We start from the raw sequence: 16,963 nt of genomic DNA, 5'->3' as shown, positions 1-16,963 counted from the left end.
CTAAAATCCGCAGGAATACCCCATGCCCAAGCGTACGGATTTACACAAAATTCTGGTTATCGGCGCGGGTCCCATCATCATCGGCCAGGGCTGCGAGTTCGACTACTCCGGTTCCCAGGCCGTCAAGGCCCTCAAGGAAGAGGGCTATGAGGTGGTGCTGGTCAACTCCAACCCGGCAACCATCATGACCGATCCGCAGATGGCCGACGCCACCTACGTGGAGCCCATTGAACAGGACACTCTGGCGGCCATCATCCGCAAGGAACGGCCGGACGCCCTCCTGCCCACCCTGGGCGGCCAGACGGCATTGAACGCCGCTCTTGGACTTGCCAAGAGCGGCGTTTTGTCGGAATGCGGGGTGGAGCTCATCGGCGCGCGCGCCGAGGTCATTGAAAAGGCCGAAAGCCGAGAACTCTTCCGCGAGGCCATGGAAAACATCGGCCTGAAAATGCCCGCCAGCGGCATTGCCCGCAATCTGGACGACGTGCGCCGTCTGGGCAATGTGCTGCCCTTCCCGCTCATTGTGCGCCCGGCCTTTACCCTGGGCGGCACGGGCGGCGGCGTGGCCTACAATCTGGAGGATCTGGAGGAGGTGGCCGCGCGCGGCCTTTCCGCCAGCCCCACCTCGGAGGTCATGATCGAGCAGAGCGTGCTGGGCTGGAAGGAAATCGAGATGGAGGTCATGCGCGACCAGAAGGACAACTGCGTGATCATCTGCTCCATCGAGAACTTCGACCCCATGGGCGTGCATACCGGCGACTCCATTACCGTGGCTCCGGTCCAGACCTTGTCCGACATGGAATACCAGAAGATCCGCGACGCTTCCATCGCCATCATGCGTGAGATCGGCGTCGAAACCGGCGGCAGCAACGTGCAGTTCGGCGTCGATCCGGCAAACGGCGACATTGTGGTCATTGAAATGAACCCGCGCGTGTCGCGTTCCTCGGCCCTGGCCTCCAAGGCCACGGGCTTCCCCATCGCCAAGATCGCGGCCAAACTGGCCGTGGGCTATACCCTTGACGAGCTGCGCAACGACATCACCCGCGAGACCGTGGCCAGCTTCGAACCGGCCATCGACTACTGCGTGGTCAAGATCCCGCGCTTCACCTTTGAGAAATTCCCCGGCGCCAAGGATGAGCTGACCACCTCCATGAAGAGCGTGGGCGAGGCCATGAGCATCGGCCGCACGTTCAAGGAAGCCCTGCAAAAAGGTCTGCGCTCCATGGAAATCGGCGCGCCGGGCCTGGGCTACAACTTCCGCGCCGAGCTGCCTTCGCGCGAAGCCATTCTGGAGGCCCTGCACCGGCCCAATTCGCGCCGCGCCTTCACCCTGCGCCAGGCCCTGGTGGCCGGGATCAGCGAGGAGGAGATCTTCGCGGCTTCGGCCATTGATCCCTGGTTTATCCGCCAGGTCAAGGACATCGTGGACATGGAGGCCCGTATCCGCGATTTCGGCATGGCCAACGACATGACCCCGGCCAACCCCGATCTGGCCGTGGTGCTGCGCGAAGCCAAGGAATACGGCTTCTCCGACCGGCAGCTCTCCGAAATGTGGAAGCGGCCCGAAGGCGATATCCGCCGTCTGCGCAAGGAAATGGGCATCGTGCCCACTTATTACCTGGTGGACACCTGCGCCGCGGAATTCGAGGCCTACACCCCCTATTTTTACTCCACCTACGAGACCGGCGACGAACTGGCGGTCAAGGACTGCCGCAAGGTGCTCATCCTGGGCGGCGGGCCCAACCGCATCGGCCAGGGCATCGAGTTCGACTACTGCTGCTGCCATGCCTCCTTCGCCCTGCGCGATGCCGGGATCATGGCCATCATGGCCAACTCCAATCCGGAAACCGTGTCCACGGACTATGACACCTCGGACCGGCTCTACTTCGAGCCCCTGACCTTCGAGGACGTCATGAACATCGTGGAAAAGGAAAAACCCGAAGGCGTCATTGTCCAGTTCGGCGGGCAGACCCCGCTGAACCTGGCCGTGCCCCTGATGCGTGCGGGCGTGCCCATTCTGGGCACCTCGCCCGACGCCATTGACCGCGCCGAGGACCGCGAGCGCTTCCAGGCCCTGATTCAGAAACTGGGGCTTTTGCAGCCGCCCAACGGCACGGCCATGGACCTGGAGGAAGCCCTGGAAGTGGCCGAGCGCATCACCTATCCCGTGGTGGTGCGGCCCAGCTACGTGCTGGGCGGCCGGGCCATGGCCGTGGTCTACGATGCCGCCGAACTGGCCGATTACTTCCGCGAACAGGTGCCGGAAAAGCCGGAACATCCCATCCTCATCGACAAATTCCTGGAACACGCCGTGGAAGTGGACGTGGACGCCCTTTCTGACGGCCGGGAAGTTTATGTGGCCGGGATCATGGAACATATCGAGGAAGCGGGCATCCATTCCGGCGACTCGGCCTGCGTGCTGCCTTCCTTCTCGCTCTCCTACGACCATGTGGCGCTCATCGCGGCCCAGGCCGAAGCCCTGGCTCGCGAACTCAGGGTCGTGGGTCTGATGAACATTCAGTTCGCCATCAAGGGCGACGACATCTATATTCTGGAAGTCAATCCGCGCGCCTCGCGCACCGCGCCCTTTGTCTCCAAGGCCACGGGCGTGCCCCTGCCGTACCTGGCAACCCAGGTCATGCTGGGCAAGAGCCTGGACGAACTGGACCCCTGGAGCATGCGCAAGGGCGGTTTCACCTGCGTGAAAGAGGCGGTCATGCCCTTTCAGCGCTTCCCCGGCGTGGACATTATCCTGGGACCGGAAATGCACTCCACCGGCGAAGTCATGGGCATGGGCTCCAACTTCGGCGATGCTTTTCTCAAAAGCCAGCTGGGCGCGGGCCAGGTGTTGCCGCAGGGCGGCAAGATCTTTCTCTCGGTCAACGACCGCGACAAGCCCTTCCTGCCCGAAGTGGCGGCCATGTTCGCCAAGCTGGGCTTCCGGCTGCTGGCCACGCAGGGCACGGCAAATGTGCTGCGCGAGCACGGCCTTGAGGTGGAGGAAGTGCGCAAGGTCTATGAAGGGCGGCCCAATATCGTGGACCTGCTCATCAACCATGAGGTGGACCTGGTCATCAACACGGCCTCGGGCAAGCACACGGCCAGGGATTCCAAGGCCATCCGGCGCGCGGCCCTGACCTACAAGGTGCCGTACTGCACCACCATCGCGGCGGCCCGGGCCACGGCCACGGCCATCGGCTCGCGGCGGGACGAAACCCATGTGGAAAGCCTGCAGGAATACTACGCGCGGGAAGCGCGGGGGTAAGTTATGAAAGCATTGCTGGTGCTGGAAGACGGGTTCACGCTGGAAGGCAAATCCTTTACCGGCGATTTTGAAACCGGCGGGGAAGTGATTTTTACCACGGGCATGACCGGCTATCAGGAAGTGCTCACCGACCCTTCCTATTACGGGCAGATGGTCTGCATGACCTATCCGCTCATCGGCAACTACGGCATCGCCCGCGAGGATATGGAGTCCGCCGCGGTGCACGCCGGGGCCCTGCTGGTCAAGGAGTGCTGCAAAAAGCCCTCCAACTGGCGGGCCACCATGTCTCTGCCCACTTTTCTGAAGCGCTATGAGAAGCCGGGCATGGAGGGGCTGGACACCCGCGCCCTGACCCGCCATCTGCGCATCAACGGGGCCATGCGCGGGGTTATCTCCACCCGCGAGTTCGACCTGCGGGCCCTGCGGGAAAAGGCCCTGGCCCTACCCGCCATGAAAGGCCGCAACCTGGTGCCCTTTGTGGCGGCCCAAAAGCCCTACGCCTGGTACGACAACGCGCCCCGGGAGGCTGTGTTCGGCCCTGACGGCGCGTATGCCTGGCGAGGCACGGGCCTGCCCCTGCTGGTCTATGATTTCGGCATCAAGTGGAACATCCTGCGGCATCTGTGCGAGGCGGGCTTCGAACCCCTGGCCGTGCCGCCCACCTTCAGCGCGCAGGCGGCCAAGGCCAGCGGCGCGCGGGCGGTCTTTCTCTCCAACGGCCCCGGCGACCCGGCCTCGCTGACCGACGAAATCGCCGTGGTACGGGATCTGATCAAGATCTTTCCGGTCACGGGCATCTGCCTGGGCCATCAGCTCATCGGCCACGCCCTGGGCGGCACCACGGACAAACTCAAGTTCGGGCACCACGGCTGCAACCATCCTGTCAAGGATCTGACCACCGGTCGCATTGAAATCTCCTCCCAGAACCACGGTTTCCATGTGGTGCTGGACGGCGTGCCCGATGTGGAAGCCACCCACGTCAATCTCAATGACCACACCCTGGAAGGCTTGCGCCACAAGACGCTGCCGGTCATGAGCCTGCAGTACCACCCCGAGGCGGCGGCGGGCCCACGCGACGGCAATTATCTTTTCAGCCGTTTCCGGGAAATGATCGGCAATGCCGTGGGGGCCTGAGCCTCCGGCACTGGAAATCTCTTGATATGGCCTGGCCGTTGAGGCTATACTGAAATCTACAATGGGATAGCAGGATGCTCCCCCAGCGGCCGCAGGCAGCCGGAGAGCAGTGGCGGCCCCAAGGCCGCCGACGATCGCAACATAAAAGGAGCTTCGCGTGAAAAAATCAATTCTGAGCCTTGGGCTGGCTCTGGTTCTTGCCTTGGCCTGTGTCAACGTGCAGGCGGCGGAAAATAATGCTGCTGCGGGCATGACCGGCAATCCGGTGGACCAGTTCACCGGCGCTGTCTGGGAAAAAACCACCGAGTCCAACAAGGCCGCTTTTCTGTTTGGCGTGGAGTCGGCCATTACCGTGGAATATTTCGTCAACGCCAAGATGACGGAAAAGTCCGCCAAGGCCGGCAAACGTCCCGTGTATACGCTGTCGCCCTTTGAAAAGGGCTGGATGAAGGCCTTCAGGGACGTCAACCGCACTGAGATCATCAAGATGGTGGACGCATGGTACGCGGCCAATCCCAAGAGCCTTGACCGGCCTGTGTTGAGCGTTATCTGGAATGAACTTATCGCGCCGCGCGTTGCCGCCGCGAAGTAGCCGCCTGTAACTGACGTTCGCGTCAGCCTTTTTCAGGAGAAAAGTTATGAAAAAAGTTTTGATTGTGGGTCTGATGGCCATGATGTTCGCCACCGGCATCGGCTGCACAAATATGAGCCGCACCCAGCAGGGCGTCGCCAGCGGCGCGGCCTTGGGCGCGCTGGGCGGTGCGGGCATCGCGGCCATTTCCGGCGGAGCCGCCGGTTGGGGCGCGTTGGCCGGCGCCGGTGTGGGCGCGCTGGCCGGCGGCATTGTGGGACATCAGCAGGATAAAAATTACCGCTGGTAATTGCGGATACTCGCCAGGGCAACGCCGCGCGGCGTATGCTTGAACAAAACTGAACAGCGGGCCGGATTTTCCGGCCCGTTTGCGTTTTACAGGCGCGAGCGGGGCGGCGTTTCGGCCATTCTTCCCCCCATCCCCGCTTCAGCCGCAGGAGGCAGCATGAACAGAACCATTCACACGCTTTTTTTCAGCCCCACCCACAGCAGCCGGGAGATCGCCCGGACCCTGGCGGACGGCCTGGCCGTCTCATTGGGAGGAGAGCAGAAAATCCGGGACCTGACCTTCCCGCCCGAGCGGGAAGAAAGCCTGGACTGCGCGCCCGGCGATGTGCTGGTCTTCGCTTTTCCGGTCTATGCGGGGCGCGTACCGCAACTTCTGGAAGCGCCCCTGGCCCGTGTGCGCGGTAACGGTGCGACGGCGGTCGTGGCGGCCGTATACGGCAACCGGGATTATGACGATGCCCTGCTGGAAGCCGTGGATCTGCTCACGCGGCGGGGCTGTACGGTGGCGGCGGCCGGAGCCTTTATCGCCGAGCATTCCCTGGCCCCCGGCGTGGGCGCGGGCCGTCCCGACGCCGAAGACAAGTGCGTGCTGGCGGATTTCGCCCGGCGCGCCGCCGCCAAAATCGCGGCTGGCAATCCCGCGCCCGTGTCCGTCAAGGGCAACCGGCCTTACAAGGAGCGCGGTCCGGCAACGGATATCCGACCCAAAACCACGGATGCCTGTACCCAATGCATGATCTGCGTTCAGGGCTGCCCCATGGGCGTCATCAGCGAGGATGATCCCCATCAGGTGGCGGCGGGCTGCATCCGCTGTTGCGCCTGTGTCAAATTCTGCCCGGTGGAGGCCAAATATTTTGATGATCCCAATGTGGCGAAGATCCGGGCCATGCTGGAAAGCAGGTGTACCGTCCGCCGGGAGCCGGAGTTATTTCTCTAGAGGCTGTTTGACAAGCACCCGGCAGACTGACACGCCCATAACGCCCGGATAGGCCATCGGGCTGGTGCTCCATTTGGGCCGGGTCAACAGACGGCCTCGGGCCGGGGATATATATACCACGTATGTCCCCTGCTCCGTGGCCGTTTGTGGTAGTGTGGGCATTTCACACGCTTTCATTTCCGGTCAGAACTCCGCCGCACCAGCCGCGAAGCAGGGCAAAAGCCTGTGTTTCCGTATGGGCGGCCAGCCAGGCCGGGACATCCAGCCCGGCCTGGAGAATTTCCTTTTCCGCGCCGTCCAGACAGGCGAGCAGCTCTTTTTTACTGCGGCAGTATTGTCCCGAGGCAAGGTAGTACACGACCTGCATGACGAAAAAGGCGGCCTTGTAGGCGTCTTTCAGGATAGCGGGTCTGGCTTCCGGCTCCGCGTAGAGATAGCTGTGCGTGAGTAGGTGTAGGAGAGCGGATGCGCCGATTTTGGCCCCTGCCCGCGCGTCCTCCTGTGACAAGGGCGGAAGGAAATCCTTCAGCCTGCCGTAATAATCGTCCGTGTCCATGCTGAAAGGCAAAAGCTCATGTCGCGGCCAGTGGAAAAATTCCTCGGTTCCGCTGCAAAAACCGCAGGCCTTATGCCCCTCGGGCAAGGCGTGCACGATGCTCCGGTAGATATCAAGATCGGCCGGTTCCACTGTGTCCAGCAGCACGACAAGATCAATGTCGCTTGTTTCGGTGGCCTCTCCCCGGCGGTAGCTGCCCTGCAGCCCCAGATACGCAAGGCGCGGGCCGAAGGCTTTTTTCATGCGGGCCAGTGCGTCGGCCACCCAGGTTTGTGGTTCGATCATCAGCGACTCTCATTGTTGCGGATACGCGGGTTCAGATTTTCCGGCAGATGAATGTTTGCAGCTTATCATAGAAATCCTGTCCGGAATTCCAGACGTTTTCGCTGAGAATCCGCTGTAAGGGCAGGGCCGCCGACGAGAGCATTTTCGTATAGCTTTCAAGTCGGTAGGCCTGCATGAAAGAAGCGTATTGCCGTACTGTTGCGTCGGCTGCGTCAATAATGAAATAGCGCGAAAGCGCGCTTGCTTCGGCAGCGTTCCAGCTGTTTTCCCGCAGACAGAGATGTGGTCCGGCGGAAAACAGGCCCGTTGCGTGACGCTGCCAGGTGGCCGGGGCTTCACCCATGGCGCGAACCGCGTCATAGGTGTGGGCTTCCAGTATGAACAGGCCGTTTTCAGGCAGCATTTCAGCGCAATGCTCAAGCAGGAGTGCGGCATCCTTTCTGATAAAGGCGTTGAACTCGCCAAAGGTCATGATGATGCAGTCAAATTTTTGATTGCTTCTGTAGTTGCGGATATCCCCGAGAATATATTCCGGCTTTGGATCACAGTCCGCGCTCCGTTGCCGGGCGTATTCTATGGAGGCGGGCGAAAAGTCCACGCCGACGCACTGATGTCCCCGTTCGGCCAGGGCCTGGGTATACAGGCCCGGACCGCAACCCATATCCAGTATCCGGGAAGGAACGGACAACTGTTCCGCAATCCAGGCCGCATGCGCGGCAATGATCGGGCCGCGTCTGCTGGCCCAATCGTGTTCCTGGTTCAGATGCTGTTCGAGCATTCTGCGGCTGAAGTCCGGTTCATCCCAGGGAATCTTGGCTCCCGCACCGCTGGCGTCGACATTGGCGCGGGAGGCGTTCCATTGGGTCAGGTCCATGAGGTCCATCAGTGCTCCTGAAAGATGTTGCCGACGATTGTCATGAGCCTGTTGATACTATGCCTTTTTGCCCGTTCGCTGCGCGCGGCAGCCGTTGTCCGAAGGCCTTGCCTTAGCCGTAGGCGAACTTGTGAGCCGTATGGCTAAAGCTCCTGCGTCGCAACGGTTGAAGCGAGCACCAAAAGAGTACACTCCCGCAAAGCGGGCTTATCTTCCTTGCGAGCGAACAAAAATTTATAGTATCGACAGACCCATGGGGATTTGAGGATCGGAAGGCCGGGCGGACACGCGGGATGCGCGACCCCGAAAACAAGGATGCCCACCGTCAGGCAGGCATCCCGGAGCATTCTGTTTTTGAGTTTGCCGCCTGTCGACAGCGTGCGGCAGGATCTCTTGCCCGGCACTGCTTTGTCCGTCGGCCCCGCAGGCTCGTTTGCGGCGAACGGGCCGCGGCAATATACTGTGTGACGGTTCCAGAGCATATTAGCTTTGAAATGCCGCGCATTCCCCAATTTAAAGATACGCTTACTCCGCCGCTTAGCTATGCTGTCCTCGTCCGTAAAGCTCGAAGACTCGCTAACGGGAGAGGCAAGCGCAAATAAATTGCGCTTACGGCATCGTAGCGCGAGGCTGCTCTCGCAGCCTCGTTAGGGCCTGTTAACGCTATGCCTTTTTGCCCTCCTGCCGCGTCAGATTTCACCTGCTTTTTCGGTCGAGTACCAGAAGAGTACACTCCCTCAAAGCAGATTTATATTCCTTGCAGGCGAACAAAAATTCTATAGTGTTAACAGACCCTAGAGCATTTCAACTTTGAAATGCCCTATAAGGGTTCGTCCGCGTTCTTGTCCATATCCACGAATTGGCCGAACCCCTCGGTGGCAAAGGCCGACATGAGCGAATTGGTCAGTTCCGGGTCATAATGCTGCTGGTCCGCCGCCAGCTCCTTCGCGGCTTCCAGCGGTTCTTTGGCCTGGCCATACGGCTTTTCGCAGATCATGGCCGAGAAGGAGTCGGCAATGGCCGTGATCCGGCCCACCCTGCTGATCTGGGGGCCTTTGAGCTTTTGCGGATAGCCGGAGCCGTCCAGGCGCTCGTGGTGCTCAAAGCAGGCCCGCAACAGTTCTTCAAAGGTCAGGTCCATTTTCTGCATCAGCTTTACGCCCACCAGGGGGTGCAGAATCACTTTTTCCCGCTCTTCGGGTTTCAGGGGACCCTGTTTATTGAGCAGAAAAGCCGGTACCTTGCTCATGCCCACGTCGTGCAGCAGAAGGGCCAGGGCCATGCGGTCCAGATCCTTGCGGCGAAAATCCGAAACAATCTGCAGCCAGAGCCAGAGCCCCACGGACATGGTATTGATGGCGTGGCGGGCGGGCTGGTGGCGGCGGAAGAGGCGGCGCACAAAGGCGTTGACGTGGTGCCTGTCCTGCCAGAGATATTCGGTGACCACCATAATGTCGCGGTACAGCGGCTCAAACACCGCCTTGACCGGCTGGTCGCTGAAATCCGTAAAGCGCATGGCCAGCGCGCGGATACAGATATCCGCGATTTCGGATTCCTTGAGGTTGTTGTCCTGGAGCACAAGGTCAAGTTGTTTGACGATGTGGCGGGAATAGATGGGGTGGTCGGAGCGCGACACGAAAAGATCGCCTGCGGCGCAGAGCCGGGCCACTCCCTCCACCTGCTCGTTGCTCAGGCGTACGCCCTTCTTGGAATAGGGGGCCAGGACCTTGATATCCTCACGAAAACTGAACAGATCCACCGGCGGGCGGTATTTGGGGAAACTCGCCAGAATCTCGGTGCTGATCTGATAGTATTCCTCATTGATGTTCTGAGGAATATCGCGGGCCTGCCGGCTTTGCTCAGCCATGGTTATTTCCAGTAGATTTTGACGAGATTGGTGCCGCGCGGCGTGGACGAGGACCCCTTGAGCTGACCGGCGGTGATCACCGCGCAGTCGTCGGCCTTGAAGTCCGGGCAGTTATGAATGAATTCCTCGGCCCGGATCAGGTGGCTGGGCTCCACTTCCGGATTGTCCACGAACACGGGAGTGATGCCCCAGACGAAATTGAGGGCCTTGATGGTCACCGGGTCGGGCGTCAGGGCGTAAATGCGCTGCGGCGGCCTGCGCGCGGAAACCTGGCGGGCCGAACCGCCGGAAAGACTGTGCGAGACAATGGCCTGGGCATGAGCCTTGTCGGCCAGCAGGCAGGCTGAAAAGGCCAGAAATTCGGGGATGCCCTTGTCGGCGTCCGGCTCTTCCAGTTTGCGGTTGTCCAGCAACAGCTTTTCGGCCTCATTGGTGATCTTGCGCATATAGCGCACGGTTTCCACCGGGAAGTTGCCCATGGCCGTTTCTTCGGAAAGCATCACGCAATCGGCGCCGTCCAGCACGGCATTGGCGACGTCCGTGGTTTCGGCGCGGGTGGGCGCGGGGCTGTTGACCATGGAAAGCAGCATCTGCGTGGCCACGATGACCGGCTTGGAGGCCTTGTTGCAGGCGCTGATGATCCGCTTCTGCAGGGCGGGGAGCTGGGGCAGGGGACATTCCACGCCCAGATCGCCGCGCGCCACCATGACAATGTCCGTTTCCTGAAGGATTTCGTCCAGGTTGTCCACCGCGCTCTGGCGTTCCAGCTTGACCACCACGGGCACATGGCGTCCGGCGGCCGCAATGAGCGATTTAGCTTCGCGCACGTCGTCGGCGGTCTGCACGTAAGAGATGGCCACGGCGTCCACGCCCAGTTGCAGGCCGTCAGCCAGGTCTTTTTTGTCCTTGCCGGTGAGGGCGCGTACCTTGGTGGCCTTGCCGGGCAGGGCCAGGCCCTTGCGCGAGGTCACCAGACCGGCGTTGTCGGCCTCCAGCAGCACCAGTCCGTCGGAGCGGCGCTCCCGCACGATGAACTGCAGGCCGCCGTCGGCCAGCACCATACGGTCGCCGGGCTCCAGGCTTTCCAGAATAACGTCGTGGTCAAAGGGCAGGTAGGGCAGTTCGTCCACGCGCCGGGCGCTGGGGCCCAGCAGCAGCCGCATGCCCTTGCTGACCTGGATGGTGTTTTCCGGCACCACGCCCAAGCGGATTTTGGGGCCGGAAAGATCCTGCATGATGGTGATGGGACGCCCCAGCTCTTTTTCGACCTCGCGGATGTATTTGATGATGTTGACGAAGTCCGAAGCGCCGCCGTGGGAAAAATTGAGCCGGAACACGCTGACGCCCGCCTCGGCCAGCGCTTTGAGTTTTTCTTTACTGTTGGAAGCCGGACCAATGGTGGCGACGATTTTTGTTCTCATGGCGTTCCTTCCCGGGCGTCCCGGCAATGGCTTTTGAAATGGACGCAAAAGGCCCAAGGCGCATTTTTGCAGTAAATCATCCGGGTTTTCCAGGGTATTGTCAAGGGCGCGCGGCGGAATGGGCATCTCTGCATCCTGTATGGATTTTGTACATTTTTTCAATGTGGCGCGGTATGTACCGAACGTTTGAAGCGGGCTTGCTTGACACCCCCGGAGCCTTGGGGCATAAGTGGGAAAAAGTGGGAAAAACAAGTAAGAAAGTGGTAAACTGTGCAAAAACTCTTCACCAAAAGCCTCTCCCGCAGCCTGGACCCCAAGGGCCGGCTGATGCTGCCTCCGGAATACCGCGAGGCGCTCTGCGCGGGCGCGGCGGATGGTGAACAGGGCACTTTCTGGCTGACCTCTTTTTACGGTCGGCTGGTGGCCTATCTGCCCGCCGACTGGGAGGCCGTCACCAAGCAGTTGAGCCGTATCCGCTTCCCCTCGCCCAAGCTGTCGCACTTTAAAACCAAGGTCATGGGCCTGGCGCAGGAGCTGGCCCCGGATCCGCAGGGCAGGGTACGCATTCCGCAGTCTCTGATGCGTGAAGCCGGTCTGCAGAAGGACGTCATGCTGGTGGGCATGCTCAACAAGTTTGAAATCTGGGATCAGAACCGCTTTGACGCTCTGCAGCTTGAGGACGTGTCCGAAGAGCTGGCGGCCAGCGGCGTGGATATTTCTTTGTAAGCCGCGAGGGCGGAATTATGGCGCAGGTCATGCAGGATACGGAAGAACGCGCGTCGACGCGTCATGTGCCGGTGCTTCCCGCCGAAACGCTGGAGGCTCTGGCCCCGCGCGCGGGCGGTCGCTATCTGGACGGCACCCTGGGCATGGGCGGCCATGCCGCCGCCGTGCTGTCCGCCGCGCCCGGGAGCGAACTCTGCGGCCTGGACCGCGACGAGCAGGCTCTGGACCTGGCCCGTGCGCGTCTGGCCCCGTTCGGCGGGCGGGCGCATTTTTTCCACTGCCGCTACAGCCGGTTCGCCGAAGCCCTGAAGGAATTGCAGTGGGACAAGGTGGACGGCGCGCTGCTGGATATCGGCGTGTCCTCCCTGCAATTGGATGAAAACGGACGCGGTTTCAGTTTTTACGGCGACGGCCCGCTGGACATGCGCATGGACCAGCATTCCGGCGAGCTCTCGGCCTGGCACTGGATCAACCGTGAAAGTTTCGCCCGGCTCAAGGAGTGCATAGCCACCCTGGGCGAGGAGCCGCAGGCCGGGCGCATCGCCAGGGTCATTGTGGAGGCCCGGCAGAAAGCGCCCATCGACAGCACGGCGGAGCTGGCCGCCCTGGTGGAAAAAGCCTATCCGCCCGCCTGGCGGGCCAAGGCCCGGCGGCATCCGGCCACCCGCACTTTTCAGGCTTTGCGCATGGCCGTCAATGATGAGCTGGGTGAACTGCGGCGCTTTCTGGATCAGATTCTGGCCTGGCTGCCCGTGGGCGGGCGCTTGGCGGTCATCACCTTTCATTCCCTGGAGGACCGCATGGTCAAACAGGCCATGCGCCACTGGGCCGAGGGCTGCCGTTGCCCCCGGCACGTACCGGTCTGCGTCTGCCGTCATCAGCCGGAAGTGCGCATTCTGCATAAAAAACCGCTGCAGGCCGGGCCGGAAGAACTCGCGGTCAACCCGCGCGCCGGCAGCGCCAAGCTGCGCGCCGTGGAAAAAATCGCCGAGGCGGCAGTTTGATGTTGAAGAAAAACGCCCCCCTCAATCAGCAACGGGGCGGCCGGGGCTGGCTGCTGGCTCTGGCCCTGGGCCTGCTGGCCTGCATGGTCATGGGCCTTGTGCTGGTCTGGAGCAATATCGAACGCATGGACACCACGTATTTCATCAATATCGCGCAGAACGAGCTGCGTGAACGCCGTGCCCTGCGCGCCAAGCTGGAAGTGGAACGCGAACGCCTGCTTTCCCCCTATGAACTGCGCCGCCGGGCCGAGGAATTCGGCATGCGCGAGCCCAGGCCGGGGCAGGTAAGGCGTATGGAAATTCATTAGAGCATTCAAGTGGTAGTGCTCTGGCCGTTTACTGCCCCGTCTCAGGCCTTGTGTCTTTTTTGAGGAAACCATGTTCAAGTTCTCGTCACGCAAACGCAACCGATCCAGTTTTACGCCCCGGCGCGACAAGGCGCCGCGCGTCAACCGCAACGCCGGTGCCGGGAAAAGCCCGCGCACCCGTGCCGTCTGGATGGAAAAGGTGGACTGGGGGCGTCTGCGGATCAACGCGGTGGTCTGCATTTTCTGTTTGCTCTGGTTTGGCCTCTGGGGACGGGCCTGGTATCTGCAGATGGTCGAAGGGCCGCGTCTGGCCGACAGGGCCCGCCGCCAGCACATGGCTTCCGAACTGGTCACCGGCCGCCGGGGCATGATCTACGACCGCAACGGCCAGGTGCTGGCCCGCAGCGTCGAAGCCCGCTCGGTGTATGCCAAGCCGCAGGAAGTCGAGGACTTCCTGGTCATGGCGAATACGCTGGGGCCCATTCTGGGCATGGAGCCCCAGAAGCTCTATGACGAACTTTCCAAGACCAAGCGCCGTTTCGTCTGGCTCAAGCGCAAGGTGGACGACTATACCGCCGAGGCCGTGCGCAAGGCTAATCTCTCGGGCATCGGCCTGTCTAAGGAATACGACCGAGTCTATCCCTTCAAGCATATGGCCGGGCAGTTGCTGGGCTTTGTGGGTCTGGACGACAAGGGCCTGGAAGGCATCGAGCGTTCCCTGGAGGCCCGTCTGGGCTGCATTCCCACCCGTCAGATCGTGCAGCGCGACGCCATGGGCCGCCGTTTTTATCTGCATGAGGAAGGTCAGACCGAGCCGCGCGGCCAGGACCTGACCCTGACCCTTGACGTGCAGATGCAGTTCATCGCCGAGGAAGCCGTGGCCCGCGCGGCCCGCGACTATGACGCCCGCTGGAGCGGCGCGCTGGTGGTGGACGTGCCCACGGGCGACATTCTGGCCTGGGCCCAGTATCCCTTCTTCAATCCCAACACCTACCGGGAATCCTCGCCGCTGGTCTACCGCAACCGTCTGGCCGCCGACGCCCTGGAGCCCGGCTCCACCTTCAAGCCTTTTGTGATGGCCGCGGCCCTGCAGGAGCGCAAGGTCACGCCCAATACGCTCATCGACTGCGAACGCGGCAAGTGGGTCAGCAAAAACTTCACCATCCGGGATACGTCCAATCAGGGCATGCTGCCGGCCAGCAAGGTGCTGCGCTATTCTTCCAATATCGGCATGGCCAAGATCGGCCTCAGCCTGGGCGCGCCCATGTTTCATAAGTATCTGCACGCCCTGGGCTTCGGCGAGCGCACCAGCGTGCCGGTGTCCGAAAGCCGGGGCATTCTGCGCATCCCCCGCGACTGGAGTGAAGTGGACTTGATGTCCACGGCCTTCGGCCAGAGTATTTCCGTCACGGGCCTGCAAATGGCCCAGGGCTATCTGACCCTGCTGAACGGAGGCGTCTACAAGCCCCTGCGTCTGATCAGGGAAGACGGCAATGTGGAAGAAGCGCATGAACGCGTGTTCAGCGAAAAGACCGTGCGCGAAGTCATGGATATGATGCGCGATGTAGTGGAAGAGAAAGACGGCACGGGCAAACGCGCGCGCATTGAGGGCGTGGAAGTGGCGGGCAAGACCGGCACGGCCCAGAAGGCCGACCACCGCACGGGCACTTACGGCAGCAAGCGTCTGGCCTCCTTTGTGGGCTTTCTGCCCGCCGACAAGCCCCGCTACCTGATCCTGGTCATGGTGGACGAGCCCGCGCGAAACCAGTTCGGCGGCGTGGTGGCCGCGCCCGTGTTCAAGGAAATCGCGGGCCGGGCTCTGACCTATACCGGCATCCTTTCCGAAACCAGGCTGGCGGAAGCCTCCGGCACAAAGGACGCCGGCCCGGTCCGCCGTCAGCGCGGGCTGAAGCTGGCCGGTCTGGAGGTGCCCTATCTGGCCAGGACCGCCGATGCGCCGCAGCGCGCCACGGTCATGCAGCTGCCCGGCCATCTGGCCAAGGCCGCCAGCCGGGTGCCGGACGTCATGGGCAAATCCGTGCGCAACGCGGTGGAGCTGTTCGCCCGTGCGGGCGTGGTGCCCGAACTCAAGGGGTCGGGCAGCCGGGTAGTGCGCCAGAGCCCGGCCGCCGGAACGGCCTGGCCCGAGGATGGACAGAACGTGGACTATATTCTTTGGCTGTCGGAAAGATGAAGCTGTCGTCTTCGGCAAGGATAACGAGGTAAGCATGCAGCGGGATTTTGCGGCTCTTCTGGAGACATGCCGTTGCGGCGGCGTGGAAGTGCGTTCGGATTCACGCGTCGTGGGGCAGGGCGACATATTTGTGGCCGTGCCCGGCGTCAATGAGGACGGAGCGCGTTTCATTCCCGCCGCCGTGGAGGCCGGGGCCGCCGTGGTGGTCTGCCGCCCCGGCGGGCCGGAGGATGCCGCGCTTCAGGCGTCCGTCCGGGCCGAAGGCTGCCGCGTGGTCTATCATGAAGATCCGCGCGAGGCCCTCTGGCGTCTGGCCGAGGCCCGCTGGCGCACGGATGTGTCGCGCGTCAAGATTCTGGGCGTCACCGGCACCAACGGCAAGACCACCAGCACCTATCTGCTGGAACGCCTGTTCACGGACGCCGGGCACAAGGTGGGCGTGCTGGGCACGGTGAGCTACCGTTGGCCGGGCCACAGTGAAGCCGCGCCCCTGACCACGCCGGATCCCCTGCGCGTGCATTCCATGCTGGCCCAAATGGAGGCGGCGGGCGTGGACGTGGCCGTGATGGAAGTCTCTTCCCACGCCATCGACCAGCAGCGGGTCTGCGGCGTGCCCTTCGCGGGCGCGGCCTTTACCAACCTGACCCAGGATCATCTTGATTTCCATAAGGACATGGAAAACTATTTCAAGACCAAGGCCAGGCTGTTTCTGGAGCTGCCCAGGGCGGAAAAGGTCATGGCCGTCAACGCCGACGACCCTTGGGGCCGCCGCCTGCTGGAGCTTTGCCCGCGGGCCCTGTCCTTCGGCCTGCAACAGGGTCCCCCCAGGCGGCGGCACCTCTGGGGCGAACTGTTGTCCGCCGGGACCGAGGGCTGCCGTCTGCGCATGCATCTGGAAGGCCGGACCTGGGAACTGCGCTCGCCCCTGGTGGGCGCGTTCAACGCCTCCAACCTGCTGACCGTGCAGGCCCTGGCTCTGGAAACGGGTCTGGACCCCGGGCAGTTCAAGGCCCTAGAGAGCTTTACCGGTGTCTGCGGCAGGCTGGAGCGGGTGGAAAATTCCCAAGGCCTGAACGTTTTTGTGGATTACGCCCACACTCCGGACGCCTTGGTCAATGTGCTCAAGGCTCTGCGCGGCGCGGGCTTCAAGCGGATTATCACGGTCTTCGGCTGCGGCGGCAACCGCGACAGAACCAAGCGCCCGCTCATGGGCGAGGCTGTGGCGCGCTATGCGGACGTGGCCGTGCTGACCTCGGACAATCCGCGCTTCGAGGAGCCGGAGGCCATTCTGCGGGACGTGCTGCCGGGCCTCAAGGAGGCGCGTGAAGTGCTGGTGGAGGTGGACCGTCACGCGGCCACGGCCAGGGCCCTGGACATGCTGGGCAAGGACGATGCCCTGCTGATCGCCGGCAAGGGCCATGAGGATTATCAGATCATCCAGGGTGTCAAGCATCACTACAGCGATCAGGAAGTGGTGCGGGAGTTGCTGCATTGCGCTTGAGCACTACGGAA

At 62.2% G+C, this 16,963-nt stretch carries 14 protein-coding genes; 10 read left to right on the top strand and 4 right to left on the bottom strand.

Translation table 11 applies throughout. The annotated features are described in order from the left end of the window. Positions 1-22 precede the first annotated feature (22 nt). The 5 genes from carB (at position 23) to AXF13_RS07380 (ending at position 6,216) form a co-directional block, all read left to right on the top strand. On the top strand, positions 23-3,265 hold the full coding sequence (gene carB / locus AXF13_RS07400; protein WP_062252256.1) for a carbamoyl-phosphate synthase large subunit: 3,243 nt from the start codon (positions 23-25) through the stop codon (positions 3,263-3,265). Positions 3,266-3,268: 3 nt separating this feature from the next. After that, entirely contained in the window at positions 3,269-4,399 is a 1,131-nt protein-coding gene (carA, locus tag AXF13_RS07395) for a glutamine-hydrolyzing carbamoyl-phosphate synthase small subunit (RefSeq protein WP_062252255.1), read from the top strand. A gap of 157 nt (positions 4,400-4,556) precedes the next feature. Then, positions 4,557-4,991 (top strand): hypothetical protein, encoded by a 435-nt coding sequence (locus AXF13_RS07390; RefSeq protein ID WP_008684865.1) that lies wholly within the window; start codon positions 4,557-4,559, stop codon positions 4,989-4,991. Between the two features lie 46 nt (positions 4,992-5,037). Next, positions 5,038-5,280, top strand: a complete 243-nt coding sequence (locus tag AXF13_RS07385; RefSeq protein WP_020990587.1) for a glycine zipper domain-containing protein — start codon at positions 5,038-5,040, stop codon at positions 5,278-5,280. Between the two features lie 156 nt (positions 5,281-5,436). Further along, positions 5,437-6,216, top strand: a complete 780-nt coding sequence (locus tag AXF13_RS07380; RefSeq protein ID WP_062252254.1) for a 4Fe-4S dicluster domain-containing protein — start codon at positions 5,437-5,439, stop codon at positions 6,214-6,216. Between the two features lie 163 nt (positions 6,217-6,379). Here AXF13_RS07380 and AXF13_RS07375 read toward each other — a convergent pair whose 3' ends face one another. From AXF13_RS07375 to pyk, 4 genes are all read right to left on the bottom strand, one after another. Beyond that, on the bottom strand, positions 6,380-7,057 hold the full coding sequence (locus tag AXF13_RS07375) for a nucleotidyltransferase family protein (protein WP_062252253.1): 678 nt from the start codon (positions 7,055-7,057) through the stop codon (positions 6,380-6,382). Between the two features lie 31 nt (positions 7,058-7,088). After that, positions 7,089-7,940 carry a class I SAM-dependent methyltransferase gene (locus AXF13_RS07370; RefSeq protein WP_062252252.1) on the bottom strand — a complete coding sequence of 284 codons (852 nt, stop codon included), beginning with the start codon at positions 7,938-7,940 and terminating at the stop codon, positions 7,089-7,091. Between the two features lie 811 nt (positions 7,941-8,751). Continuing rightward, positions 8,752-9,798: an HD-GYP domain-containing protein gene (locus AXF13_RS07365; protein WP_062252251.1), complete on the bottom strand. Its 1,047-nt coding sequence runs from the start codon at positions 9,796-9,798 to the stop codon at positions 8,752-8,754. A 2-nt stretch (positions 9,799-9,800) separates the two neighbouring features. Continuing rightward, positions 9,801-11,219 carry a pyruvate kinase gene (gene pyk, locus AXF13_RS07360; protein WP_008684852.1) on the bottom strand — a complete coding sequence of 473 codons (1,419 nt, stop codon included), beginning with the start codon at positions 11,217-11,219 and terminating at the stop codon, positions 9,801-9,803. 327 nt (positions 11,220-11,546) lie between these two features. Here pyk and AXF13_RS07355 point away from each other — a divergent pair, with 327 nt between their 5' ends. From AXF13_RS07355 to AXF13_RS07335, 5 genes are all read left to right on the top strand, one after another. Then, entirely contained in the window at positions 11,547-11,945 is a 399-nt protein-coding gene (locus AXF13_RS07355) for a division/cell wall cluster transcriptional repressor MraZ (protein WP_335339378.1), read from the top strand. A 17-nt stretch (positions 11,946-11,962) separates the two neighbouring features. After that, entirely contained in the window at positions 11,963-12,949 is a 987-nt protein-coding gene (gene rsmH / locus AXF13_RS07350; RefSeq protein WP_062252249.1) for a 16S rRNA (cytosine(1402)-N(4))-methyltransferase RsmH, read from the top strand. Then, a complete protein-coding gene (locus AXF13_RS07345) occupies positions 12,949-13,257 on the top strand; it encodes a hypothetical protein (RefSeq protein WP_009301482.1) in 309 nt (102 codons plus the stop codon). Before rsmH ends, AXF13_RS07345 begins: the two co-directional genes overlap by 1 nt. A 70-nt stretch (positions 13,258-13,327) precedes the next feature. Further along, positions 13,328-15,451 carry a penicillin-binding protein gene (locus AXF13_RS07340; protein WP_062252248.1) on the top strand — a complete coding sequence of 708 codons (2,124 nt, stop codon included), beginning with the start codon at positions 13,328-13,330 and terminating at the stop codon, positions 15,449-15,451. Between the two features lie 34 nt (positions 15,452-15,485). Beyond that, complete coding sequence (locus AXF13_RS07335; RefSeq protein WP_062252247.1) at positions 15,486-16,952, top strand: UDP-N-acetylmuramoyl-L-alanyl-D-glutamate--2,6-diaminopimelate ligase; 1,467 nt, start codon at positions 15,486-15,488, stop codon at positions 16,950-16,952. Positions 16,953-16,963 lie beyond the last annotated feature (11 nt).

This window comes from Desulfovibrio fairfieldensis (assembly GCF_001553605.1).
GTDB lineage: Bacteria > Desulfobacterota > Desulfovibrionia > Desulfovibrionales > Desulfovibrionaceae > Desulfovibrio > Desulfovibrio fairfieldensis.
The sequence above is the reverse complement of the archived record's forward strand: the minus strand, read 5'-3'. Positions and strand labels throughout refer to the sequence as shown.